Genomic DNA, 25643 nt, shown 5'->3' with positions numbered 1-25643 from the left:
CGGCAGGATAGGTAATGGCCATCCGCTATGATGTGAACTTTATTAACCCGTTCCTCCAAGCGGTCATGGACACGTTCCTAAAGCTGGCGAATATGAACCTTACGCCTGGCAAGCCTTTTGTTAAGGAAAAGGGCGCTCCGCGCGGCGACATTTCCGGCATCATCGCAATCAAGGGCAAGCTCAAGGGCTCCATCGCCCTGACCCTGAGCGAAAGTGTGGCCTTGGCCGCTGTGCAAGGCCTGATGGGCGCGCCCAAGCAAGAAATCGACACCGACGTACGCGACCTGGTGGGTGAGATGACCAACATCATCTCAGGCCAGGGCCGACGAGTACTGGCCGACATGGGTCATCACTTTGACGCGGCCATCCCCGAAATAGTCGTCGGCAAGGAGCACATCATCAACCACAAGGCTACCGGTCCCATCCTTGCCATTCCCTTCAATACGACCGAGGGCGAGATCGTAGTCGAGATCTGCCTGGAGGCCAGCAGCTTCAAACGTTAGGATTCACGACCGCCCGCTCCTTCCATCCGCGATCTTGCCCCCGGCTTCAGTACAGGCTATCATTTTTTCAGGACTTTAACCCTGGGGGACCCCGATGACCACTCTCAAGGAACTCTTCGACCGCTGCTCCTGGAAGTCCAAATTTCAAGGCTGTCTCCCTGAAAAGCCGAACGAGATCATCTACCAATGGGGCGAGGATGAAATCGAATTCGCGGCTCCTTTCTTCTCGCCCACGGGCATGAGGATCTACACCGAGGAAACCAACGTCGTGCGCCGCAGCCTCTACCTGGGCCAAGACGTAAACGGCCGTCATGTCCTGGCCGTGCGCGAGCAGGAGAAGGAAGAGTACCGCGCCGGCATACCCGACATGGCCGCAGCCTACGCCAACATCCTGGACCCGGACAAGGCCGAGGCCTTCCTGCGCGACAAGTTCAAAGCCTAGCGCCCCCAGGGAGATGTCTCCCGTCCGAGCGGACCTCGCTCTCCCGAGCCCACTTCGCTCAGGCCCTTCAGCCATAGTCTTCTCCGAGGCTGCGCTGCTTCGTTTTGTGCGCTCTTTGCGGTTCGCGGGTATGAATCAACAGCCAAGCCGTGGCCGGACCATCCCTACGCGCGCGGCTCCGCTTTCCAACTCCGACTCGCTCTTGCCCGACTCGCCTTGCCGCTCAGCGGCTCAGCTTCCTGATTAAGGCTACAGGGCATTATCTCTCATGGCCTCTAAAGCGCGCGACATATTATCCTGATGCAAGAGGTCTTGGCGGGGCCACAGGCCCCGATCCGGCTCACCTTTTGGCAACAGGAGCACACCATGCGAAAATTCGCGACCGGCTGGAGCTTCAGGCGCTTCGTGGCCTCGGGCCTGCTTCTAATCCTTTCCAGCCTCATGGCCTGCAGCGACCTGCCTGGCTCCAAGGGACAACAAGGCGCGGTGCTGGGCGGTGCCGGCGGCGCGGTCATCGGCGGGGCCACCAGCGGCACAACGGGCGCGCTGTGGGGAGGCCTGATCGGCGCCGGACTTGGCTACCTGGCCGGGCGCGGCTGGGAGGAATACGACAAGCGCAATCTTTACGACACACTGGAAAACAACCCCGAAGGCCAGACAGACACCTGGACCAATCCCAATACGGGCAACGCATACCAGGCTACGCCGACCAAGACCTACACCCAGGGCGACCAGCCCTGCCGCGACGTGCGCATCCAGCCAGCGGACGGCTCGGGCGAGCCGGTCATGGCCAGGGCCTGCCGCGACGAGAATGGAGCCTGGAGGCTGGTGGACGGTTAGGGCCGCAAAGGCAAGAGCTTCTCAGTCAAGCCTGTTTCGGGTTGCCAGGAAGTCTGGGCCGGTCTACAGACTTTCGTGGACCTCCTGGCCGTTCGGGCATGCCGCCCGGCGCGGCCAGGACAGCCCCAGAAGGGAGAAGCCGTCATGCCCTTTCGCACCCTAGCAATTTTGTTGATCGCGGCCCTTGCCATCACTGCCTGCGGTTCCAAAAAGCCGCAGCTCTATCCCAACACGAAGCTCCAGTCCGTTGGTCAACAGCAGGCCCAAGCCGATATCGATGAATGCTCACAGCTTGCCGAGCGGTACGCCGGCAAGGAAAGCGAGGCGGGCGACACAGCCAAGCGCACGGCTGTCGGCGCGGGCGTCGGCGCCGCTGGCGGCGCGGCGGGCGGGGCCATCTTCGGCAGCCCTGGCCGAGGAGCCGCCGCCGGAGCTGCCGCCGGCGCCGTGGGCGGGCTGTTCAGCGGAATGTTCGACCGGGGGCCGGACCCGGTCTATCGCAACTACGTGGACCGCTGCCTGCGCGAGAAGGGCTACGAGCCCATGGGCTGGAAGTAGGCGCGGACAACGCGCCCGCCGACAGCCGTAACGATCCACGCGGGCAGTTTATCGCCCGACGCTCACCGGGTTGGACCCCTTCGAGATAAGACCCTTGTTCATCATTGCGGCAGGCCGCCATCTGGCCTAAGTGGTATAGCATGGCCCTTCGGCTGCAGCCGGGAGCGTGACGACAGGAGAACACGGACCATGCGCAAATCCACCACATGCATACTGACCGCCGCGCTTTACGCCATGGGCGCCATGGCTTGCGCAGGCATGAACTCCTACGAGGCAGCCGAGGAGCACAGGCAGGCTGGCCGTTGCGACGAGGCAGTGCAGGAATACACGCAAGCCATGGAGCACCCTGGCAGCGACCATGAGTTGGCCCGGTCCTATTATTTCCGCTCCCTCTGCAACGAAGAACAGGGCCGCATCCGTCCGGCTTACGCGGACGCCTACGCAGCCCTGCGCGTGAGCTGCTACCTGGCGGCCACCGAGCGCACCAGGCGCACCAGACCCTTGAGCTACGTCATCGGCCCGGCTTATTGCCAAAGGGAAGGTCCGGCCCGGCTGGAGAGGTTGGGCGCGGGCCTGCCCGAGCAGGAAGCCATGGCGCTGCGGGGGCAGGCCGAAAAGGAGTTGCCCAAGCGCATCCTCGATGTGCCGTTACCGGAGTGAAGGGGCGGAAAGCCGCTGAAGGCGAAATGCCGGGAAGCCATGGGCTGTAGGGCTAAGTGGTCAATTGGGTTTGTTTCGCAATTACTATTGAGCGCAAACGTATCAGTTAACACTCGCTCTTATCGCTACCCCATCCCATCCAACTTCTCCTGTATCCTGCCCAAATGATACGCCGCATGGACGACGGCCCCCATTCCGCCACCGAAGGATTCGATGCTGTCCACGCCATGCTGTTCGATGGCGACTTTCATGTCGGCGTAGGCCTGTTCCAACCGTTTCAGCAACGCAGCCCATTCCGCATCGTCCGCGGCTGAGACAGCCCAACTCTTATCCCACTCCTGATCGTTCTGTTCCTTCTTCCTGACCCAGGCGGCGGCGATCTCAAGGCCGACAGCCACATGAAAGGCATGGGAGGCGATGGAGGCTTGCACAGGACCGCTGGCCGTGGCTCCATAGATATTCGACTTACCGCCGCTCAAGCGGGAGGCCGTGGCCGCATCGAGCCCACGCAGCGTACCCAGCAGGCCGAATTGCGGGCCGTGGTCGAGGAAGTAGCTCCAATGCTCGACCCCTTCGAAAGCCTCCCGGAGCACGGCCAGAATCTGGCCAATGGCATCATTAATTATCAGCGTCGCCACCGCATCTCCTTTGCCCAGCTCAGGATTTATGGAAGAATGGCTCCTCTAGCCACAATTTAAGATGATGAGGATCAGCCGATTGGCGCAAGTCGCTCATCATTAATTACTAATAACAGTTAAAGGCCCAAAGACAATGTCGGAGTTGGTTCACAGGCAAGTTGTCACTGTCCGCGTTTAGGTTAGCCTGCCGGGGGATAGAGGAGAGACTTGTCGCAACGCTCATGCGATCTGAGAGCAAGGCGACATTGGTGAACGGCCCTAGAGCTCATCCAATCTCACGCATTTCAATAGGCTACGTTTTGACAATGAGCTATTCCGTGAGACCTGTCCTGTCCTGAGAATCTGCTTCTTCAGGCAACTTACCAACTCTGGGATCATTCCTTTTAATCAATGCTGCTCTCCTAACCCAGAACATGATTGCGCCCAGCGGTATAGTCATAATTAGAATCCAAGGACCATATTTTGTGGGGGACATGAACCCTACACCAAAGAGATAGACGCTTAAGGGATTTATATTCACCAAACCAGAATGCAGATTTATCGATACTTGCCCAAAGCCCAATAGGACAAAGATAGCCCAAAGCCATTTCCTTTTTTTGATTGGCGCACGAAGGCAGCAGATAACCGTAACTATAATAAAAACTGGGATGGCAACATAAATAGGTAGGAGTGCATAGTATATTGAATTATTTTGATACACTTTAGTTTTGTAAATTTCTGCAAGAGAACCCTGGGCAGGCCTAACATGGACACCATTTACAATAAAACTGTCATCTTTAGCTCTCTCGAAATTTATATTAGCCAATAACCATGACGTTTTAAACTCATACTGTAACGTAATGCCAACCTGCTTATTACCATCTTTATATGTTATAGCCCAATCGACCACCTCGACTTTCATCGGTTCATCCGTAGGAAAGAACTGGGCCATTTGTGCAAGCTGCGAATGGAGATCCTCAACTAATAGATTTGGATTTAGGGGCTTTACTATTTCTTCGAAGTTCTTTTCCCTAAACATCTCAAAATAATGTTCGGAGAATGCTAATTCTTCATTTGATACAAATTCATTGAGTATTTTTTCATAGCTGCATCCAGAGCCACAAAACAGAAGCAAGCCAAGCGCCACCGCAACAAACAACCTCATGCCCCCCACCTCCACATATCCCAAGCAGCAAGCCCATACAAAAAATCCAAGCATTTACATAGCTTAATTACAAAAAAGGATAAAGCGCTCAAAAACGCCTATCCTCACAGGGCGCATCACACCCTTTACTATTTAGGCTAGCACAGGCACAAAAACTGGCTCAATGCGCAAAGAGACACAAATATCTCAAACAACCTGCAAAGCAACCTGCGAATGACGCAGACATCTTTCCATCTTAGCCAGGATGCGATGCCCAAGCATGCGCGAAGCAGCCACCAATGAACTCGGCGCTGTGCGCTCCGCACCCTTCAGGCCACTACCGCGACAAATAGGCATGAATTGAACCGGCTTTTCCGCGTTCGCTATTGCCACGTCCCGCCATCCCCATGGCGACCCCTTCTATTTTTACAAAGTATATCAGAAACGCCGCCCTTCGCCCATACCTCCGTCATCCCTTTCCATATGGACATTCGGGCTGGTCGTGATATTTACTGAAAATTGGGTTTGCCCTTGACAGGCCAACGGCTGGGATATAAACAACGCGTCTGCATTGAGCTGATGAAGGCGCGTAGCTCAGGGGGAGAGCACTTGCTTGACACGCAAGGGGTCAGGAGTTCAAATCTCCTCGTGCCTACCATATTTTTCAGTGAAGGGAGGCTTGAGGGCCTCCCTTGTTTTTTATTTGCCGTAAGGGGGCGTTTGCTGTGCAGATCGAGATAGCTGGTCAGCAGATCGAGGTTCAGTCCGGGGTGAGCGTCGGAGAGGCGCTTTCCCAGGTTGTGAGCAAAAAGAAGCTCAAGGAAGTTCTGGCGGCCAAGTGCAACGGCCAGACTCTGGACCTTTCCCGAACCGTGCCCACTGACTGCGCAGCCCTGGAGCCGGTCTTCGAGGACTCGCCGGAAGGCCTGGACATCATCCGCCACTCGGCCGCGCACCTCATGGCCGAGGCGGTCAAGAAGCTGTTCCCCACGGCCAAGGTGACCATCGGTCCGGCCATCGCGAGCGGCTTCTACTACGACTTCGAGTTCGAGCGCACCTTCACGCCCGAGGACCTGGAGAAGATCGAGCAGGAGATGCTGCGCCTGGCCGGCAAGGACGAGCCCTTCGAGTGCCGCGTGCTGCCCGCCGACGAGGCCAAGGACCTGTTCGAGTCCATGGGCGAACCCTACAAGATTGAGATCATCGAGGACCTGGGCGCGGAAACCGTGTCCCTCTACACCAACGGCACGTTCGTGGACCTGTGCCGCGGCCCTCACGTGCCCTCCAGCGGGCGCATCAAGGCCTTCAAGCTCATGAGCGTGGCCGGCGCGTACTGGCGCGGCGACGAGAAGCGCCAGCAGCTCCAGCGCATCTACGGCACGGCCTTCGCCAGCCCCAAGGACCTCAAGAAGCACCTGGAGCGCATCGAGGAAGCCAAGAAGCGCGACCACCGCAAGCTCGGCACGCAGCTGGACCTGTTCAGCTTCTGCGACGAGGCCGGCGCAGGCATGGTCATCTGGCACCCCAAGGGCGCGCTCATCCGCACCATCATAGAGGATTTCGAGCGCAAGGAGCACCTGCGCCGCGGCTACCACATCGTGCAGGGACCGCAGTTGCTCAAGCGCGAGTTGTGGGAGCGCTCGGGACACTACGAGCACTACCGCCAGAACATGTACTTCACGGAGATCGACGAGCAGGCCTACGGCGTCAAGCCCATGAACTGCCTGTCGCACATGCTCATCTACAAGTCCAAGGTCCGCAGCTACCGTGACCTGCCCCTGCGCCTGTTCGAACTGGGCGTGGTGCATCGCCACGAGAAGTCCGGCGTGCTGCACGGACTGTTGCGCGTGCGCCAGTTCACGCAGGACGACGCGCACATCATCTGCCGGCCTGATCAGTTGGAAGATGAGATCATCGGCGTGGTGCATTTCGTACGCGACGTCATGGGCATCTTCGGCTTCAACTTCGAGGCCGAGATCAGCACCAGACCCGAAAAGTCCATCGGCTCGGACGCAGACTGGGAGCGCGCGACCAATGCGCTGATGAAAGCCCTGGACAAAGCGGGTCTCAAATATGGCATCAACGAAGGCGATGGCGCATTCTACGGCCCAAAGATTGACATCGTTATAAAAGATGCTTTAGATCGACGCTGGCAGTGCGCGACAATTCAGTGTGATTTCACCCTGCCCGAGCGCTTCGACCTCGCCTACGTCGGCCAGGACGGCGAGCGCCATCGCCCAGTGATGGTGCACCGAGTTATCCTGGGATCCCTGGAACGGTTCATCGGCGTGCTCACCGAGCACTTCGCGGGGGCATTCCCGGTCTGGCTGGCTCCGGAGCAAGTCAGGATACTGAACGTTACGGACGCGCAGGCCGAGTATACCTCCAAGGTATTGGACGCACTGCGCGAGCAAGGCATCCGGGCCGAGGCGGACTTACGCAATGAGAAGCTGGGCTACAAGGTCCGCGAAGCCCAGTTGGAAAAGATACCTTACATGCTCGTGGTCGGCGACAAGGAAGTCGAGGCTGGAGTGGTCAACGTGCGGACCCGCTCCGGTGAGAACCTGGGGGTCAAGACTCCCGCCGAGGTCGCCGCGATGATACACGACGAGGGAATGGAACCTTTCAAACGCGGAGGAATGCGCTATAGCTTCACCTATGCAGCAGCAGCAGCAACAGACTCGGGTCAATAGACAGATTCGCGCGCGCGACGTTCGAGTCATTGCTGACGACGGCAGTCAACTCGGGGTCATGGCCACGCTGGACGCCCTGCGTACGGCCCAAGAACAGGGACTTGATCTGGTGGAGGTTGCTCCCAACTCCGAGCCGCCAGTTTGCCGGATCATGGATTATGGCAAGTACAAGTACGAGCAGCAGAAGAAGACGCAAGGCGCTCGGAAAAAGTCCAGCCAGGTCCAGATCAAAGAGATCAAGTTCCGGCCCAAGACCGACGAGCATGATTACCAGACAAAGGTGAAGCACATACGGCGCTTCATCGAAGACGGCGACCGTTGCAAGGCGGTCATCTTCTTCCGCGGACGAGAGATCGTGCACAAGGACCGGGGCCTGGTCATCCTCAAGCGTGTCGCCGAGGATCTCAAAGACATCGCCAAGGTGGAGCAGGAACCTCAGTTCGAGGGCCGCACCATGAACATGATGCTTGTGCCCCTGGTCAAGAAAGCATAAAGAGATTCGTTCGGACGCCAAGCACTGGGCGCGGGAATATCCCACGCGCTCGGAGCATGCATTTCAGATACTCTCGAGGAGGACGTCATGCCCAAGATGAAGACCAACCGGAGCGCGGCCAAGCGTTTTTCCAAGACCGGCTCCGGCAAGATCAAGCGCCGCCAGCAGAACAAGCGGCACATTCTGACCAAGAAGAGCCCCAAGCGTAAGCGTCAGCTGCGCGGCTCCGCCCTGGTGGACAAGGCCAACGAGGGTCAGGTGCGCATGCTCCTGCCTTACCTGTAAGCCGCCAGCAGGACACACCCAAACCGCTTAGTCGATCTTCGAGATCACGAAGCACGCTGCCCAAGGCCGGGCGTCCATGCGTAAGGTATGAGAAACGCTCAGGCTCACGGCCAACCTGAGGAGGAACGAAAATGCGTGTCAAGAGAGGCCTCGCCTCACATCGCCGTCACAAAAAATATTTGAAGCTTGCCAAAGGCCACCGCGGCGCGCGCCATCGCCTTTATCGCGTAGCGCGCGAGTCCGTCGAGCGCGCCTTGGCCTATGCTTTCCGCGACCGCAAGCAGAAGAAGCGCGAGTTCCGCAGGCTGTGGATCCAGCGCATTGGCGCCGGAGCCCGCCAGTACGGCCTGTCCTACAGCCGCTTCATCAACGGCCTGACCCAGGCCGGAATCAGCATCAACCGCAAGATGCTGGCCGAAATGGCCGTGCGCGAGAAGGACAGCTTCGCCAAGCTCGTCGAACTGGCCAAATCAAAGGTCGCGTAGAATGTCCGGCGATTCGAAATCGCTGATCCAAGATCTGGAGAACCTGGTCCAGGCGTGTGAAAGCGCCCTGGGCCAGGTTTCCTCGCTTCAAGACCTGGAATCGGCACGCGTCGAATACCTGGGCCGCAAGGGCCGCCTGGCCCAGGCCATGTCGGCCATGGCCGGCCTCTCGCCGCAGGAGCGTCCCCTCGCTGGCAAGACCGCCAACACGGTCAAGGAGCGCCTGACCACTCTGCTCTCCGAGCGGCAAACCGCTCTTGAGCAGGCTCAGGCCCAGGCCGAGCTGGCCGCCTTCGACCCGAGCGTGCCGGGCCGCGCGCCCTGGCTGGGCTCTCTGCACCCCATCACGCTGGTCATGCAGGAAGTCTGCGAGACCCTGCAGGCCCTGGGCTACGACGTGGTCATGGGCCCGGAGATCGAGACGGACTTCTACAATTTCTCGTCCCTGAACTTTCCCGACGAGCACCCTGCCCGCGACATGCAGGACACCCTGTACATCCGGGACAAAGTCCTGTTGCGCACGCACACCTCGCCCCTGCAGGTGCGCTCCATGCTCACGCGCAAGCCGCCCATGGCAGTCATCGCGCCGGGCAAGGTCTACCGCCGCGACTCGGACCTGACGCACACGCCCATGTTCCACCAGATCGAAGGGCTGCTCGTGGACCGCAAGGTGTCCATGGCCGACCTGCGCGGCACGCTGACGGCCTTCGTGCGCCGCGTGTTCGGGCCCGATACGCGCGTGCGCTTCCGGCCGAGCTTCTTCCCCTTCACCGAGCCCAGCGCCGAGGTGGATATCTCCTGCTTCATGTGCAAGGGCACGGGCTCCTGCGCGAGCGAAGCCTGCCGCGTGTGCAAGACCACCGGCTGGATCGAGATCCTGGGCTGCGGCATGGTCGATCCCAACGTCTTCGCCTCCGCCGGCATCGACCCGGAAGAGTACACGGGCTTCGCCTTCGGCCTAGGCATAGAGCGCGTGGCCATGCTCAAGTACGGGGTCACGGACCTGCGCATGTTCTTCGAGAACGACGTCCGCTTCCTCGGGCAGTTTTTTTAGGCAACGCAGGGCGCCGCCCCGCACCCCGCCAGGAGAGGGGGTGACTGCCCCTCTCCCGGACTCTCGCCCCGTCCGGGGGAAATCATTCCCTCCCGGCCCCCCGCGTTGCGGCCCAAGCCCGATCCACGGCCAGCGTCTATCGCGCAAACCGTGAGGTCGAAAAGTGCATCGCGAACGCCGTTATCGGCTTTCGCGACATAAATAGTTTAGGAGGGTTGGGGGTTCGGGGGAAGGGGAAGCCCTTTTCAAAGGGGTCCCCCTCCCCCGATTCCCCTCCCACTCTTTTCTCCGGAGGATTCCCATGCTGTTGAGCCTCGATTGGTTGCGCGAGTTCACGCCGTACGAAGGCACGGCCCAGGAGTTGGCCGACCGGCTGACCATGCTCGGCCTTGAGGTGGACGAAGTCTACGATCCGTTCGCCGAGATACGCGGCGTGGTCGTGGGCCATGTCTTGGAGCGCGAGAAGCATCCCGAGGCCGACAAACTGTCCGTGTGCAAGGTCGATGTCGGCGGCCCCGAGCTGCTGACTATCGTGTGCGGCGCGCCCAATGTGGCGGCCGGCCAGAAGGTCCCCGTGGCCATGGTGGGCACGACGCTCCCGGGCGGCCTCAAGATCGGCAAAGCCAAGCTGCGCGGCGTGCAGTCCATGGGCATGATCTGCTCCGAGCGCGAACTGGCCCTGACCGAGGAGCACAAGGGCATCATGGTCCTGCCCGACACCAGCAAGCCGGGAGTGCTTTTCTGCGAGTCCCTGGAGCTCGACAGCGCGGTCATCAACGTGGACCTCACGCCCAACCGCGGTGACTGCCTGAGCATCCTGGGCCTGGCCCGCGAGGTGGCCATGGCCTACGGCCTGCCGCTTAAGCTGCCGGAAGTCCGGCTCAACGAGGACATGAGCGAGCGCGCCGATAGCTTCTGGCGCATCGACATCCCCGAGGGCGAGTTGTGCCCGCTGTACCAAGCGCGCGTCATCCGCGGCTGCACGCTGGGGCAGAGCCCGGACTGGCTCAAGTACCGGCTCATCGCCATGGGGCTTAGGCCCATCAACAACGTGGTGGACGCCACGAACTACGTCATGCTCGAGCTCGGCCAGCCCACGCACGCCTTCGACGAGGACCTCCTCAAGGGCGGCGTCATCCAAGTCAAGCGCGCAGTCGACGGCTCGACCCTGACCACGCTCGACGGCCAGCAGCGCAAGCTCACGGCCGACGACCTGCTCATCTGGGACGCCGAGCGCCCCGTGGCCCTGGCCGGCGTCATGGGCGGCTCGGAAACCGAGATCCACGCCGAGAGCAGCAACGTGCTCCTGGAAGCCGCGGTCTTCCGGCCCGGGACCGTGCGCAAAACCGCGCGCCGCCTGAGCCTGCCCAGCGAAGCAGCGTACCGCATGGAACGCGGCTTGGACCAGAAGCTTTCCCCCTTTGCCTGCGACCGCGTGAGCGCGCTCATCGCCGAGCTGACCGGCGGCCGCGTGTTGGCGGGCATGGCCAAGGCAGAGCCCAAGCCCTGGCAAAAGCGCGTGCACACGTTCCGGCTGTCGCGCGCCGCCGACCTGCTGGGCGTGGAGCTTTCGTCCGAGTTCTGTCGCAAGACCCTGACCGGCCTTGGCTGCGCCGTCGAGACCAAGGGCGCGGCTTGGCAGGTTGAGTCGCCCTCGCACAGGTCCGACCTGGAGCGCGAGGTGGATCTCATCGAGGAGGTCGGCCGCGTGTACGGTCTGGACCGCATCCCGGCCGTGCTGCCGCACGTGAAAAAGTCGCTTTCCGAGGCGCCCGCCGAGACCCTGTCCGTGCGCACCGGCGAATTCGCCTTCCTGACGCGCATCAAGAAATGGGGCCAGGGCGTGGGCCTGCGCGAGGCCATCAATTACAGCTTTGTAGGCCACAAGGATCTGGATCTGCTGGGCCTGCCCAAGCAAGGTCGCATCGACGTGGCCAACCCGCTCACCGAGGAGCAGAACGTCATGCGCACGACCGTTGCGCCGGGCCTGCTCCAGAACCTGCGCACGAACGTGGGCCAAGGCGACGAGGGGCTGCGTCTGTTCGAGGCCGCGCGGGTCTTCCTCCACGACGAAACGAGCGAGACCTCGGCCTGCGAGCGGTTGCGCCTGGGCGTGCTGCTGCACGGCCGACGCTTCCCCAGCTTTCCCTGGCCGCGCGACGCGCAGTTCGACTATCCCGACATCAAGGGCATAGTCGAACACCTGCTGGCTTTCCTGGGCCTGCCTGCGCCCGAGGTGGCGCTCGGCCAGACGCATGCCTGGCTTGAGCCGTGCGTGGCCATAACCGTGCAGGGCCGGGACATCGGCGTCATGGGCAAGCTAAAGCCCGCCGTTGCCGAGGATTACAAGGCCCGCCACGCCGTCTGGATGGCCGAATTGGACCTGGAGGCCATCTGGAGCCTGAGCGCGGACCTCGTGCCCTGCTTCCATCAGTTGCCCAAGTTCCCGGCCTCCTGGCGCGACATGACCTTGGTGGCCCCGCTGGGCTTCCCGGTGTCGGGCATCATGTCCGCGCTGCGCGCCTCGGGCCAGAAGCTCCTGGAAGACGTGGAGCTGGTGGACGAGTACAAGCCCAAGGACGCCAGCGAGCGAAACCTGACCTTCCGCCTGACCTATCGCGCCGCCGAGCGCACGCTCACGGACCAGGACGTGGACAAGGCTCATGCCGGCGTTGGCAAGCACGTCACGAGCGCCTGCCCCGTGAAATTCCAGGCCGCTTAGGGCCTAGTTTAGGGCCTGTTCACACTAAAGCAGTTTATGAATGAAGATAAGGGCCCAGAGAAATTGCTTCAAACGTAAGCCGCTATAATAACTTTTGTTCTTATATAGCGTTAACAGGCCCTAGAGCATTTTGCTTTTGAAAATGCTTTGCAAGCCATGCGTCAGCATGGCTTGCCGCCGCGTAGGCGTAGGCGCAATTCACTTGCGCCGTCAACGCCGGAGCGGTCGTCTTAAAAGCAATCTGCTCTAGATTATTTATGGACTCAGAGCACCGCTCGAATTCGAGCGGCGCTCTTTTCGGCCTTATCCTGCCCGCAAGCAGCGGTCTTCCGCCCCCGCATGTGTTCGGCAAGCATTCCAAGCGGGGCTGCCTTGCAACAAATCTGTGACATTATGGACACATTTCATACGCCTAATCTATTGCCAGTAGACACCGATATGCTTCTCTTCAGAGATACCCTACGGCCTGCCTAATCCGACAAAAGGTCTTCCCGATCCTCCCTCGTAGGCATCAATCGTGCAGAGTATTGATGTTCAGCGTACAGATTGTTGAAAGCGTTCGCAAAAAGTCGCTTAGTCTGGCGCTGGCCCATCAAAACTTGATCATCGCTGAGCATACCGCATGGTCCCAGGGGATAAGGGGGGATTTGTCCGGCGTGCGCAGCGGTTCCAACCAGATGGTCAAGAACCGACGTTGTGCAAGCTCATGCGAATAGGGGAGGCTTGAACATGAAAGTAGCCGTACTGCTTGTTGCCCTGCTTCTAGTACCCAATGTGGCGCGAGGCCAGAACGCCGAATCCATCGAATTCGGCCAAGGCCATTACTTCCTGATGCAAATCACCGACGGCATTGTGGTCGGCGGCGTGGCCCGCGACCAGCACTTCCGCTGGCGGTGCATGGGCGGAGCCTTCGACGGCAAGAATCTTACCGCCACTTTCGCCACGGATCAGGATAACAGCTGTAACGGAACCAGAACCTACAACTTCGAAGTTCAGGCTGGTTATGTGCTCCTGCGCAGTTCCATGAACAAATGCGGCGCAGTCGAAGAGGGCAAGTTCACCCGCTTCCCGCGCGTGCAGTAGCTTTGGCGGTGGGGCACAGGCCTTGTGCCCCGGCCTGCAAACATGTGCTCCGCAATCCCTTTGATCCTGACTGGTTCGCGCCCTGCGTAGCGAAACCTGAATGGGCCAAGCTGCCATGCCGACCGATCCCATGATCCTCATAATTATCGGCGCCGGACTTTTCTGTCTGGGGGTGCTTTGCGCGCTCTTGGTAGGCGGCCGCAGAGTCCAACAGCTTGACGTCCTTTTACGCACGGGACTTCCAGGTCGACATACGGAGTTCAATTCTCCACCCAGGACAAAAGGCTGCATCCTGCTGTATGTTTTTGGACAACAGAACGAAGCACTTCCCCCGGCGGCTGGACTCAAAAGTCGCGCTAGGCTCGGTGCACAGATCGTTCTACTTTTCATCGCGTCCTATTTCGCCTGGGTTTACCTCGCGGGGCGCTTCCAACTCTGCTGACTACCCCACCCGTAAAGACTGTACATGCTTTTCCGCTGACTTGAGCCAAGAACGACACCCTTCCGTTACGATTCCGGTTCAAAATTGTAAGACTTGTAAATTATCCACTCTTCGAATAATTATTTGCGGCCTATGCAGCCGCTCTCAACACCCCATCAGTCAGACTTCACAACCAGGCCCCGCATCTACAGCCGATCAAACCATCCGGAGCAGGAATGAACGCGCGCATCCGACATGTTGCCTATCACCTGCCCCAAGCCGTGAGCACGGTCGATGATCTGGCCCGCGAAATGAACAACGGCTGGTCGGCGGAAAAGATCGTACGCAAGACCGGCATCCACGCCAGGCACATAGCAGCGCCCGGCGAGTGCGCCTCGGACCTGGCCTGCGCAGCCGCGCGCGCCCTGTTCGCCGAGGCAGCCTGCACTCCACGGGAGGTTGATTTCCTGCTCTTCTGCACGCAGTCGCCGGACTATCTCCTGCCAACCACGGCCTGCCTGCTGCAGGACCGCCTGGGGCTGCCCACGACGGCAGGGGCCCTGGATTTCAACCTGGGCTGCTCCGGCTTCGTGTACGGCCTGGGGATGGCCAAGGGGCTGCTGCTCACAGGTCAGGCGCGCAAGGTGCTGCTGCTCACGGCGGACACCTACAGCCGCCATGTGCATCCCGGCGACAAGAGCGTGCGCACATTGTTCGGGGACGGCGCGGCCGCGACCCTCATCGAGGCAAGCGGAGTTCCCGCCGACAGTGCCGATGAAGCGTCGGGCAGCATCGGCCAGATGGTCTACGGCACCGACGGCGCGGGCTACAAGAATCTCCTGATCGCCTCGGGCGGGGCCAGGCTGCCGCGCTGTGCCGAGACTGCCAGGGAATGCACGGACAAGTTCGGCAACACGCGCAGCCAAGACCACCTGTTCATGGACGGCCCGGAGATCTTCAAGTTCACCATGCAGGTCGTGCCGGTCTGCGTAAACGAGACCCTGGCGCGCAACGGCCTGACCATGTCCGACGTGGACCTGTTCGTCTTCCACCAGGCTAATGCCTACATGCTGGAGGGCCTTCGCGAGAAGATAGGCATTCCCGAGGAACGCTTCTACGTGAACATGGCCGACTGCGGGAACACTGTCAGCGCAACCATCCCCATCGCCCTTCGCCGGGCCGTGGACGACGGCCGCCTGAAGCCTGGCCTGCGCGTCATGCTGGTAGGCTACGGCGTGGGCTACTCCTGGGCCGGAACCGTACTCCAGTGGGCCTGACGCACGGCTGAGCCAACGGCTAAAACCAATCCGCAGAGATCACGGTTTGTTGCCTGGATAGCGCTCCTCGGCTACAAGTCCGGGCATGGACGCTCAGGATTTCCCAGCAGGCAAGCCGCCCGACAGCGCAAGACTCTACAAGATCGGCCAAGCCGCCGACCTGCTTGGGGTCAAGCCCTTCGTGCTGCGCTTCTGGGAATCCGAATTCCCCCAGCTCCAGCCTGTCCGCACGGCTTCGGGCCAACGGATGTACACGCACGAGCACATCGAGCTAGTGCGCCGCATCCAGCACCTGCTGTACGAGCAGGGCCTGACAATCGAGGGTGCGCGCAAGGCTCTGGAGGAAAACGGCCGCCGCGGCCTGCTCAAGAAGATCGAAGCCGAGCTGCTGCAGATCAAGCGGCTGCTGGAGCGATAGCAGCCGTTTGCCAAACTCCTATGACATCGCGGGTCCAGGGAAATCATTTCCCTGGCGGGAGAGAGTCTGAGAGAGGGCAGCGCCCTCTCTCAGGTCAAATGCAAGTTGCTCTAATCAATCTTCCAGATATGCGAACTTAAATGCCGCGTTCCTGGATGAGCCCGAGCAGATCGGCGATGCGGCAGGCGTAGCCCCATTCGTTGTCGTGCCAGAGCACGAGCTTGGCCAGACAACCGTTCTGCACGAGCGTGTATTCCTCGTCCACGACGCCCGAGCGTGAATCGGCCTGGAAATCCGAGGAAACCAGGGGCGTATCCGTGTAGCCGAGAATGCCCTTGAGCGGGCCTTCCGCCGCGCTGCGCAGAAGGAGACGCAATTCCTCGGTGTCGGACTCGCGCTCCAGGACACAGGTGAAGTCCACCAGGGCAACCAAGAGCGTGGGCACGCGCACGGCATAGCCCTGGACCTTGCCCGCCAACTCGGGCAGCACGCGCATCACGGACTGCACAGCGCTCGAAGTCGTAGGGATGATGTTCTGTGCGGCCGCGCGCGCCCGGCGCAAATCTGCATGCGCCCGGTCCAGCAGACGCTGGTCGTTGGTGTAGGGATGCACGGTGCACAAGGTCCCGGTGCGTATGCCGAAACGCTCGTGCACGAGCTTGGCGGCGGGCGCCAGGCAGTTGGTGGTGCAGGAGGAGTTGGAGATCACGTGGTGGCGGGCGGGATCGTAAGCCTGCTCGTTGACTCCCAGGACCACGGTGAAGTCCTCGTCCTCGGCCGGGGCGCTGATGACCACCTTGCGCGCGCCCGCGCGCAGGTGCGCGGCCGCAGCCGGGCCGGAGCGGAAATTGCCCGAGGCCTCGACGATCACATCCACGCCAAGTTCGCCCCAAGGAATTCTGGCCGGCTCGCGCTCGGACAGCCCCCGGATGCGCCACTCTCCGAAAATGACGTCCGACCCGTCCAGGCCCACAGCCCAGGACGGCCGGCCGAAGCATGTGTCGTGCTCCAGAAGATGGGCCATGGTTTTGGCGCCGTGCAGATCGTTGATCGCCACGACCTGCATGCGCCCGCTGTAACGTTCCTGAATAGCCCGCAGCGTCTGCCGGCCGATACGGCCGAAGCCGTTGATTCCAATGCGTATGGTGCTCATCCTTGCAGATCCTTGGCAAACCCTTGCCCTGTCAGGCCTGGTGAATCTTGGCCAAAGCGCGGCACGGCTCGATAACCGGAATGTTGATGGGAGCTGTGCGGTTGGGCCGAGGATTTGGTTTCTGCCCCTAGAGTCCAGCCATGTCAAACAGGATGCCGCAGCCAGGGCAGAACGGGAGTATCTGACAGGCTTAGGCCCCGCGGAATCATTGCCTCGCACCGGGAGTGCGCTTAGAGTCGCCGGGATGTCGCCCGCTGGAACGTGCTGCTCCATAGAGCAGATTACTTTTAAGACGCCCGCTCCGGCGTTGACGGCGCAAGTGAATTGCGCCTACGCCTACGCGGCGGCAAGCCATGCCGACGCATGGCTTGCAGAGCATTTTCAAAAGCAAAATGCTCTAGCCGGGAAGAACCCTGCCTTCCCTGAACCCCGCCCACTGAAGGCGGACGCCTCCCCATTGGGAGAGATTTCGCGCACTTCCTCAGGAAACCGCTCTTGGAATGGCCTGCTCGCCGGCGTTATCGTCGCCTTGTTTTGGAACCTTATGATCCTGTCGTGCCCCAGCCTGGGACTCGCCGCGCCCTTCCTGAACTACCGCATCGCGGCGGTGCACGCTCATGATCCGCAATGCTTCACCCAGGGCCTGCAATTTCGCGATGGGCTGGTCTACCAGTCCTCCGGTCTCTACGGCCGCTCATACCTGCGCGTATGGGACCTGTCCACGGGCCGTGCACTGCGTGAGACGCCCCTGGATCGCCGTTTGTTCGCCGAAGGCTTGGCTCTTGCCGGCAATGAAATAGTGCTGCTGACGTGGCGTGAGAGTATGGCCTTGCGCTTCGACATGCGCACCTTGGCCCCGCGTGGCTCCTTCGCCTACCGCAACCAGGGCTGGGGTCTGGCTTTCGACGGCCAACGCTTAATCCAAAGCGACGGGTCCGCGTTTCTCATCCTGCGCCACCCCGACACTTTCGTCCCCTTGGGACGGCTGCAGGTGACCGATCAGGGCCAGCCCGTTCGCCTGCTCAACGAGCTGGAGTGGATTCCCCCTGAACCTAAGGCCGGCGTTCTGGCGGGCATGCTGCTGGCCAACGTCTGGCTGGCCGAACGCATCGCGGTCATTGATCCCGCCAACGGACAGGTGCGGGGCTGGCTGGATTTGTCGCCGCTTACGGCCGAGGCCGGAGGCGGCAAACGCGATGCCGTGGCCAACGGTATAGCCTACGACTCCTCCACGGGCCGTCTGCTCGTCACGGGCAAGCTGTGGGCCTTTCTTTACGAGCTGGAGCTGCGATAACCGCCCGTTGAATAGCGATCAATGTAGAGCAGGACAACGCGCCGGTTACGAATCATTCTGCAGCAATGGCGCAATGGTTTATCTTGATTCACTCACTGCGGGATTGAAAGTACCGGACCGTTTTTTTCAACACCACTGCCAACCAGTATTCGGCGCACCTCGAAAGCACTTTGCGACGAGTCATCGCCAAGTGCGGGTCGTAGGCAGTTGACGCGCTGCTCGGCTTAACCTAATGGCTACATAATCCTTTCAAAAGCCAAGCGAGCGCAGTGCATGAAAATCAGCCGCAAAGTACTCCAGGCCGAAAGCGTGCCCGAGACGCCCCTGCGCAGGCCCGAGTTGGACATTCTGGAGATGCCTTACGAGGGTTTGGCCGCGTATTGGCTATCACTCAAGAAGCTCCTGGACGAAAAGCAGGACACCAACTTCCTGTTGGAAGAAGCCGCCTATACCAACGAGCCGTACGTCCGCCACCTGCTGGAGACGGCTTTTTCGGCCCTGGACGAAGAACGGGCCGTGCGCCTTGGCAAGGCCCGCCAGGACATACTTCTGGAAGGCTACCGCCGACGTTTCGCCTGCATGCGCACTGCCGTGCGCGCCATCATCGAGGCCGAGAGCCCACGCCTTTCACTCATCCGCATGCTCTCCCACTTCCCTGCCCCTCCCATACCCGAAGCCAAGGCCGCCGAACTGGCTCAATCTCTCCTGCGTGGCTTGGCTATGCCCGACGCGGACAAGGCCGTGTTGCTGGAAATCGACAGCCGCACCAAGGCCGACCGCCTGATGGTCAAGCTGATGGCTTACGTGACCCTTGGCCGCAAGGAGGGCCGCGACGGCTGCCGCGGTCTGTTGCCCTATGCGCGCGCCTATCTGCTGTTGGAGGGCCTTTCGCTGGCCGCCGACGGGTTTGATGCGCCGTTCGTGGATGCGCACATGGAAACGCTTGCGCGCACACTTCTCGATGAAACTCGGCGCAAGATGGATATGTCGCTGGAACTCTGCCGGTCTATCCGCGCCGAGTTCGATTATGAGACACTCTATCTGGTGGCCAGAGCCTACATTCCGTGATTGAATGCTACTGAGCTGACCCGTGGTGTGTGAACATCACCGCGGTGAATCAACTTATTTTCTTGGCAAGGCTTTATCGCGAGATCCAGACAATCTGTTCAGAATAGTGATGCATATAGCTTTATTCTGACCACTGCATGGCAGCAATGTAATATTATCAATATTTTCTTTCAGCCAATGCAGACTTGCCGCTAACACATGCTTTGAGCACAAAGGATGTTTTACACCTCAAACTTTTGACTTGCTGACTATTTAAGGGTACATCACTTCCCCGAAAGATCTAGGAATAGCGAGGCTATTTGCTCAAGCCTTTGGAACCATACACCATTATTTAGCGCGGAGGTGTTTCGTGAAACGATTGCTATTGTTAGCGCTGTCCGCCGCCCTGTTGGGCCTGGCCGTTGCCGGATGCGGCGAGCAGAAGAAGGAAGAAGCTTCCAAGGCCGAATCCGCGGCCGCCGGCAAGACCCTGCGGTTGGCCATCGACGCCGACCCCGTATCCCTGGACCCGCACGTCCAGCTTTCGGGCGGCATGCTGCAGTATTCTCACATGGTCTTCGACCCGCTCGTCCGCTGGACCAAGGACATGAAGTTCGAACCGCGCCTGGCCGAGAGCTGGGAGCAGATCGATCCCACGACCCTGCGTTTCCACCTGCGCAAGGGCGTTACCTTCCATAGCGGCAATCCCTTCACCGCCAAGGACGTGGCCTGGACCCTGGCCCGCCTGAAGCAGGCCATCGACTACAAGGGCCTGTATGAGCCCTTCGGCGAGCCGGTCATCGTCGACGACCATACCATCGACATCAAGACCGTGCGCCCTTACGGCCTGACGCTCAACATGTGCACCTACATCTTCCCCATGGATTCGGTATTCTACACCGGCACCGACGACAAGGGCCTGCCCAAGGACGCCAACGTCAAGACCGAGTATTCCTTCGCCAACGGCAACGAGTCTGGCACCGGCCCCTTCATGGTGACCAGCTACGAGCCGGGCCAGAAGTGGGTGCTCAAGCGTTTCCAGAACTACTGGGACAAGGACACCGGCAACGTGTCCGAAATCGTGCTCACGCCCATCACCGAGGACGCCACCCGCGTGGCCGCCCTGCTGGCCGGCGACGTGGACTGGATCATGCCTGTTCCGCCCCAGGATTATGAGCGCATCCGCGCCACCGAAAAGGTGAAGCTCATCACCATGCCCGGCACGCGCGTCATCACCTTCCAGATGAACGTAAACCGTGTTGAAGCCTTCAAGGACAAGCGCGTGCGTGAAGCCTTCGTGCGCGCCGTGAACAACGTAGGCATCGTCCAGACCATCATGAAGGGCGACGCCACCCCGGCCTTCCAGAACTCTCCGCAGGGCTACGCCGGCCACATCGCCGACCTGGCGCCGCTCTACGACCTGGAGAAAGCCAAGCAGCTCATGAAAGAAGCCGGCTACGAGCAGGGCTTCGTCGTGAGCATGATCGCCCCCAACAACCGTTACGTGAACGACGAGAAGATCGCCCAGGCCGTGGCGGCCATGCTGGCCAAGATCAACGTCAAGGTCGAGCTGCGCACCATGCCCAAGGCCCAGTTCTGGGATGAGTTCGACGCCCAGGTGGCCGACGTGCAGATGATCGGCTGGCACGCGGATACCGAGGACTCGGCCAACTACATCGAGTACCTCAACGCCTGCCCCAACAAGGAAACCGGCTGGGGCCAGTACAACTCCGCCAACTACTGCAACGCCAAGGTCGACGAGCTGGTCCTGGCCGCCGGCGGCGAAACGGATATGGCCAAGCGCGCGGCCATGCTGCAGGAAGCCGAGCGGATGCTGTACGACGACTTCGCTTTCATTCCCCTGCACTGGCAGATGCTCTCCTGGGCCGCCTCCAACAAGGTCGCCAACGCCGAGGAGATCGTCAATGTCATGGACTTCCCCTACTTCGGGGACCTGAACATGGAATAGGGCCGCAGCCCGCTTCCGATTGAACCCCGGCGGCGCCGGGAGGACGCCAATCGCCCTCCCGGCGCCGCTCCACGCAGGATGCCTATGTTTGCCTTCATTATCAGACGCATCAGCCAGGCCGTGCTGGTCATGCTGGTCATCAGCGTGATCGGTTTCGCCATCAAGCAGAACGTGGGCGACCCAGTCCGCGAGATCACCGGGATTTCCGTTTCCGCCGCCGAGCGCGAGCAGCTGCGCGATCAACTGGGCCTCAACGACCCGTTCCCAGTGCAGTGGGCCCGTTTCCTGGGCAAAGCCGTCCAGGGCGACCTCGGCAACTCCTTCTACTTCAAGCGGCCCGCCTTGGAGGTCATCCTGTCCAAGGCTCCGGCAACCCTGGAGCTCGTGCTGGCCACGTCCATCATCATCGTGCTCCTGTCGGTGCCCATGGGCATCTACGCGGCGGTCAAGCCCAAGTCCTGGCTGTCGCGCATCTTCATGGGCGCTAGCATCGTGGGCGTATCAATCCCCGTGTTCCTCACGGCCATCCTGCTCATCTACATATTTTCCGTCGGCCTCGGCTGGCTGCCCTCCTACGGCCGCGGCCAACTGGTCACGCTCTTCCCCGGCTGGGACACGGGCTTTCTGACCAAGGACGGCCTGCTGCACCTCGTCATGCCCTCGCTGGCCCTGACTTCCATCATGCTCCCGCTGTTCATCCGGCTCATCCGCGCGGAGATGAAGGAAGTCCTGGAAAGCGAGTACATCAAATTCGCCATCGCCAAGGGCTTGCGGCCCTGGCGCGTGCTGCTGGTGCACGGCTTCAAGAACACGCTCATGCCAGTCATCACCGTGGGCGGCGTGCAGCTCGGCACCATGATCGCCTTCACCATTCTCACCGAGACGGTCTTCCAGTGGAAGGGCATGGGCTCCATGTTCATCGAGGCCGTGGAGCGCGCGGACTCCTCGCTCATGGTCGCCTATCTCGTGTTCGTGGGCTTCGTGTTCGTGACGGTGAACACCGTGGTCGACCTGATCTACGGACTGGTGAACCCCATGGTCCGCGTGGCTGGGAGGAAGTAGCATGCAGTTCATAAAACGTTTCGCCAACTCCTACCTGCTGTTCTCCTTCCTGCGCGACCCCGTGGCCGTGACCAGCTTCACGGTGCTGCTGATCCTGGGCGTGGCCAGCTTCGCGGCTCCGCTCATCGCGCCCTACAGCCCCTACGACATGCACACCATCGAGCTACTCGACTCCGAGAAGCCTCCTGTCTGGCAACCGGGCGGTGACACGCGCTTCGTGCTGGGCACCGACACCCAGGGCCGCGACATGTTCTCCACCATGCTCTACGGCATGCGCGTGTCCATCCTCATCGGCTTCGGCGCTGTGGCCCTGCAGGCGGCCATGGGCATCATCGTGGGGCTGCTGGCCGGCTATCGCGGCGGGCGCATCGATTCCGTGCTCATGCGCATGGCTGACGTGCAACTGTCCTTCTCCACCTACATGGTGGCCATCTTCTTCGGAGCGCTGTTCCAGGCCACCTTCGGCATGGGCGCATACGCCGACCTGGCCGTGCCCATGCTCATCGTGGTCATCGGCTTCGCCGAGTGGCCGCAGTACGCGCGCACCGTGCGTGCCTCGGTGCTGGCCGAGAAGAGGAAGGAGTACGTAGAAGCGGCCAAGGTCATCGGCCTGTCCCCCACGCGCATCATGTGGCGACACATCCTGCCTAACACGCTCACGCCCGTGCTGGTCATCTCCACGGTGCAGGTGGCCAACGCCATCATGAGCGAGGCGGCCCTGTCCTTCATCGGCCTGGGCATGCCCGTGCACAAGCCGTCGCTCGGCTCGCTCATCAAGGCCGGCTTCGACTACATCTTCTCCGGCTCGTGGTGGATCACCATCTTCCCCGGCATTGCGCTGGTCGTGCTCATCCTGTCCATCAACCTGCTGGGCGACTGGCTGCGCGATTTCCTCAACCCCAAGCTTTACAAGGGCTAAGGAGCGGACCATGGACAACAAGAACATCCTCTCGGTCCGCGATCTGAGCGTCAATTTCCGCCTGCGCCACGGCGACCTGCCCGCCGTGCGCAACGTGAGCTTCGATCTGGCCCAGGGCGAGCGCCTCGGGCTGGTTGGCGAGTCCGGCGCTGGCAAGTCCGTGACCGGCTTCTCCATACTGGGGCTGGTCAGCAAACCAGGCTACATCGCCGGCGGCCAAGTGCTCTTCCAGGGCGTCGACTTGGCCTCCATGAGCCAGGAGCAGTTGCGCGACATACGCGGCAACCGTATCTCCATGATCTTCCAGGACCCCATGATGACGCTCAACCCCGTACTGACCATTGGCACGCAGATGGTCGAGACGCTCATGGCCCACCGCCGCATCACGCGCCGGGACGCCGAGATCATCGCCCTGGACAAGCTCAGGAAGGTTCACATTTCTTCGCCCGAGCGTCGGCTGAAGCAGTACCCGCACGAACTGTCGGGCGGCATGCGCCAGCGCATCGTCATCGCCATCGCCCTGCTCACCGAACCTGCGCTTATCATCGCCGACGAGCCCACCACGGCGCTGGACGTGACCATCCAAGCCGAGATCATGGACCTGCTGCTGCACCTGTGCCGCGCAGAGCGCATGGGCCTTATCCTCATCACTCACGACCTGGCCGTGGTCTCGCAGGTAACCGAACGTATCGCGGTCATGTATGCCGGCACCATCGTCGAGATGGGCAAGACGGCCGACATCATCGGCTATCCTAGCCACCCCTACACGCGCGGCCTGCTCGCCGCGCTTCCCCAATCCGCCAACGGCCGGCGGCTGAACCAGATCCCCGGCTCCATGCCGAGCCTGCGCTCCATCCCGTCTGGCTGCGCCTTCCAGAACCGCTGTTCCTCCTGCGAGGAGGTCTGTCGCGGCTCGGTGCCGATCCTCGAACCCAAGCAAAAGGGCTGCCTGGCCGCCTGCCATCTCCTGGACTAAGATTATGCGTGAAACCCTTGTCTCCATACAGAACGTCAGCAAGCATTTCGACATCTCCGGCGGTCTGCTGGACCAGCTCTCGCTGTCCGGCGGCCGGCTGACGCGCACTCGCACCCTGGTGCGCGCCGTGAACTCCGTGTCCTTCGACATCCGCTCGGGCGAAACCCTGAGCGTGGTGGGCGAGTCGGGCTGCGGCAAGTCAACCCTGGGCCGCACTGTTCTGGGCATCTACCCGCCAACCGACGGCACGATCCACTACCGGGGACGGCGCATCGACAACCTGCCCCCAAAGGGCTGGCTGCCGTACCGCACGCGCATGCAGATGGTCTTCCAGGACCCGTACGCCTCGCTCAACCCGCGCATGCCCGTGCGCAAGATCCTGGAAGAGCCCGTGCGCTTCCACAACCGGGGAATCCAGGACAACGAGGTCAAGGACCGCGTGGCCGACGTCATGCTGCAGGTCGGCGTTGACCCGGACTGGGCCGACCGTTTCCCGCACGAGTTCTCCGGCGGGCAGCGCCAACGCATTTCCATTGCACGAGCCCTGGTCGTGGACCCCGAGTTCATCGTGGCCGACGAGCCCATCGCAGCGCTCGACGTGTCCATCCAGGCCCAGATCTTGAACCTGCTCATGGACGCCCAGGAGTCTCGCGGCCTGACCTATCTGTTCATCAGCCACGACCTGTCGGTGGTGCGGCACATTTCCACCCGCGTGGCCGTCATGTACCTGGGCACGCTCTGCGAACTGGCCCCGGTCAAGGAACTGTTCGACAACCCGCGCCACCCGTACACCCGCGCGCTGCTGTCGGCCATCCCGCGCCTGGGCAACAAAGGCTTCGAGCACGTCCGCCTCAAAGGCGAAATCCCCACGCCCATCAACCTGCCCGAAGGCTGCGTATTCCACGGCCGCTGTCCCAAGGTCCACGAGCGCTGCATCAAGGAGGTCCCGATTCCAGTGGACCACGGCGGAGGCGTGTTCGTGGCCTGTCACGCGGCGGAGGAAGGATTGGTGTGAGACGCAGAGGAAGAGAATCGGGGAGGGGAAACCCTTTGAAAAGGGTTCTCCCCTCCCCGAACCCCACCCCTTCCTAAACTTTTTGGTTTCATCGCGGCCCGGAATCCCCGAATAGATTCCGGGCCTTTGAACATATTTTTGGCTGCCGACAGACAAAGACCACGAGATCCCAGCAATGTTTCCCTTAGAGCATTTTGCTTTTGAAAATGCTCTGCAAGCCATGCGTCGGCATGGCTTGCCGCTAGCTTCGGCGTAGGCGCAATTCACTTGCGCCGTCAACGCCGGAGCGGGCGTCTTAAAAGCAATCTGCTCTAGGAGCTGACGATGGATGTGTGCTTGGCGACAATGCAAGACTATGATGACTGGTTGATCCTCGCTCGCGAGGTTGAACACCTCTTTGGGCCCATGGCTGACGAGACTTCGTTCCAGGAAGCCTTGCGGCAGTTACTCGCCATGAAGCAGGCCTTCTGCGTGCGTGATGGAGACGGTGGGTCTGGCTGCACATTGCTTGGT

General features: G+C 61.0%; 25 protein-coding genes and 1 tRNA gene. 23 read left to right on the top strand and 3 right to left on the bottom strand.

All coding sequences use genetic code 11. From position 1 onward, the window contains the following. Positions 1–14 precede the first annotated feature (14 nt). The 5 genes from H585_RS0116620 (at position 15) to H585_RS0116600 (ending at position 3003) form a co-directional block, all read left to right on the top strand. Positions 15–503, top strand: a complete 489-nt coding sequence (locus H585_RS0116620; protein WP_005986252.1) for a chemotaxis protein CheX — start codon at positions 15–17, stop codon at positions 501–503. Between the two features lie 94 nt (positions 504–597). Then, positions 598–945, top strand: a complete 348-nt coding sequence (locus H585_RS0116615; RefSeq protein WP_027368648.1) for a hypothetical protein — start codon at positions 598–600, stop codon at positions 943–945. A gap of 366 nt (positions 946–1311) precedes the next feature. Then, positions 1312–1785, top strand: coding sequence for a glycine zipper domain-containing protein (locus H585_RS0116610; RefSeq protein ID WP_034628346.1), 474 nt, complete (start codon positions 1312–1314; stop codon positions 1783–1785). 144 nt (positions 1786–1929) lie between these two features. Then, positions 1930–2343, top strand: a complete 414-nt coding sequence (locus H585_RS0116605) for a glycine zipper family protein (protein WP_027368646.1) — start codon at positions 1930–1932, stop codon at positions 2341–2343. A 189-nt stretch (positions 2344–2532) separates the two neighbouring features. Continuing rightward, positions 2533–3003, top strand: a complete 471-nt coding sequence (locus H585_RS0116600; RefSeq protein ID WP_027368645.1) for a hypothetical protein — start codon at positions 2533–2535, stop codon at positions 3001–3003. A gap of 125 nt (positions 3004–3128) precedes the next feature. On the opposite strand, the gene H585_RS0116595 is transcribed toward H585_RS0116600, so the two are convergent. Both H585_RS0116595 and H585_RS0116590 read right to left on the bottom strand, forming a co-directional pair. Then, a complete protein-coding gene (locus H585_RS0116595; RefSeq protein WP_027368644.1) occupies positions 3129–3641 on the bottom strand; it encodes a hypothetical protein in 513 nt (170 codons plus the stop codon). Between the two features lie 310 nt (positions 3642–3951). Then, complete coding sequence (locus H585_RS0116590; RefSeq protein WP_027368643.1) at positions 3952–4785, bottom strand: hypothetical protein; 834 nt, start codon at positions 4783–4785, stop codon at positions 3952–3954. A 562-nt stretch (positions 4786–5347) separates the two neighbouring features. Between H585_RS0116590 and H585_RS0116585 the strand changes: the two genes are divergently transcribed. The 10 genes from H585_RS0116585 (at position 5348) to H585_RS0116535 (ending at position 15695) form a co-directional block, all read left to right on the top strand. Next, a tRNA-Val gene (locus H585_RS0116585) sits at positions 5348–5422 on the top strand. Between the two features lie 67 nt (positions 5423–5489). Continuing rightward, positions 5490–7457 carry a threonine--tRNA ligase gene (gene thrS, locus H585_RS0116580; protein ID WP_027368642.1) on the top strand — a complete coding sequence of 656 codons (1968 nt, stop codon included), beginning with the start codon at positions 5490–5492 and terminating at the stop codon, positions 7455–7457. Next, positions 7423–7950, top strand: a complete 528-nt coding sequence (infC, locus tag H585_RS0116575) for a translation initiation factor IF-3 (RefSeq protein WP_005986236.1) — start codon at positions 7423–7425, stop codon at positions 7948–7950. Before thrS ends, infC begins: the two co-directional genes overlap by 35 nt. Positions 7951–8037: 87 nt before the next feature. Continuing rightward, positions 8038–8235 carry a 50S ribosomal protein L35 gene (gene rpmI, locus H585_RS0116570; protein ID WP_005986234.1) on the top strand — a complete coding sequence of 66 codons (198 nt, stop codon included), beginning with the start codon at positions 8038–8040 and terminating at the stop codon, positions 8233–8235. Positions 8236–8366: 131 nt separating this feature from the next. Further along, positions 8367–8720, top strand: coding sequence for a 50S ribosomal protein L20 (gene rplT, locus H585_RS0116565; RefSeq protein WP_005986231.1), 354 nt, complete (start codon positions 8367–8369; stop codon positions 8718–8720). A gap of 1 nt (position 8721) precedes the next feature. Further along, the gene (gene pheS / locus H585_RS0116560) at positions 8722–9774 is read left to right on the top strand and encodes a phenylalanine--tRNA ligase subunit alpha (RefSeq protein ID WP_027368641.1); all 1053 of its coding nucleotides are present in this window, start codon (positions 8722–8724) and stop codon (positions 9772–9774) included. A gap of 301 nt (positions 9775–10075) precedes the next feature. Then, positions 10076–12496 carry a phenylalanine--tRNA ligase subunit beta gene (gene pheT / locus H585_RS0116555; RefSeq protein WP_027368640.1) on the top strand — a complete coding sequence of 807 codons (2421 nt, stop codon included), beginning with the start codon at positions 10076–10078 and terminating at the stop codon, positions 12494–12496. A gap of 729 nt (positions 12497–13225) precedes the next feature. Beyond that, entirely contained in the window at positions 13226–13579 is a 354-nt protein-coding gene (locus tag H585_RS0116550) for a hypothetical protein (protein WP_014258989.1), read from the top strand. A 657-nt stretch (positions 13580–14236) separates the two neighbouring features. Continuing rightward, entirely contained in the window at positions 14237–15277 is a 1041-nt protein-coding gene (locus H585_RS0116540) for a 3-oxoacyl-ACP synthase III family protein (RefSeq protein WP_027368638.1), read from the top strand. 85 nt (positions 15278–15362) lie between these two features. Continuing rightward, positions 15363–15695 (top strand): MerR family transcriptional regulator, encoded by a 333-nt coding sequence (locus H585_RS0116535; protein WP_027368637.1) that lies wholly within the window; start codon positions 15363–15365, stop codon positions 15693–15695. Positions 15696–15831: 136 nt separating this feature from the next. Here H585_RS0116535 and gap read toward each other — a convergent pair whose 3' ends face one another. After that, positions 15832–16848, bottom strand: coding sequence for a type I glyceraldehyde-3-phosphate dehydrogenase (gene gap, locus H585_RS0116530; protein WP_027368636.1), 1017 nt, complete (start codon positions 16846–16848; stop codon positions 15832–15834). Positions 16849–17392: 544 nt separating this feature from the next. Between gap and H585_RS0116525 the strand changes: the two genes are divergently transcribed. The 8 genes from H585_RS0116525 to H585_RS23565 all read left to right on the top strand — a co-directional run. Continuing rightward, positions 17393–18142: a glutaminyl-peptide cyclotransferase gene (locus H585_RS0116525; RefSeq protein ID WP_027368635.1), complete on the top strand. Its 750-nt coding sequence runs from the start codon at positions 17393–17395 to the stop codon at positions 18140–18142. Between the two features lie 273 nt (positions 18143–18415). Then, positions 18416–19210, top strand: a complete 795-nt coding sequence (locus H585_RS0116520; RefSeq protein WP_034628342.1) for a hypothetical protein — start codon at positions 18416–18418, stop codon at positions 19208–19210. A 349-nt stretch (positions 19211–19559) separates the two neighbouring features. After that, positions 19560–21158, top strand: a complete 1599-nt coding sequence (locus H585_RS0116515) for an ABC transporter substrate-binding protein (protein ID WP_027368633.1) — start codon at positions 19560–19562, stop codon at positions 21156–21158. An 84-nt stretch (positions 21159–21242) separates the two neighbouring features. After that, on the top strand, positions 21243–22220 hold the full coding sequence (locus H585_RS0116510) for an ABC transporter permease (protein ID WP_027368632.1): 978 nt from the start codon (positions 21243–21245) through the stop codon (positions 22218–22220). A 1-nt stretch (position 22221) separates the two neighbouring features. Then, positions 22222–23139 carry an ABC transporter permease gene (locus tag H585_RS0116505; RefSeq protein WP_014258997.1) on the top strand — a complete coding sequence of 306 codons (918 nt, stop codon included), beginning with the start codon at positions 22222–22224 and terminating at the stop codon, positions 23137–23139. Between the two features lie 10 nt (positions 23140–23149). After that, positions 23150–24115, top strand: coding sequence for an ABC transporter ATP-binding protein (locus H585_RS0116500; RefSeq protein WP_014258998.1), 966 nt, complete (start codon positions 23150–23152; stop codon positions 24113–24115). Positions 24116–24119: 4 nt separating this feature from the next. After that, complete coding sequence (locus H585_RS0116495) at positions 24120–25130, top strand: ABC transporter ATP-binding protein (protein WP_102046965.1); 1011 nt, start codon at positions 24120–24122, stop codon at positions 25128–25130. Between the two features lie 324 nt (positions 25131–25454). Further along, a partial coding sequence (locus tag H585_RS23565; RefSeq protein ID WP_027368630.1) for a hypothetical protein occupies positions 25455–25643 on the top strand: 189 nt, incomplete at its 3' end.

The organism is Desulfocurvibacter africanus subsp. africanus DSM 2603, assembly GCF_000422545.1.
GTDB lineage: Bacteria > Desulfobacterota > Desulfovibrionia > Desulfovibrionales > Desulfovibrionaceae > Desulfocurvibacter > Desulfocurvibacter africanus.
The sequence above is the reverse complement of the archived record's forward strand: the minus strand, read 5'-3'. Positions and strand labels throughout refer to the sequence as shown.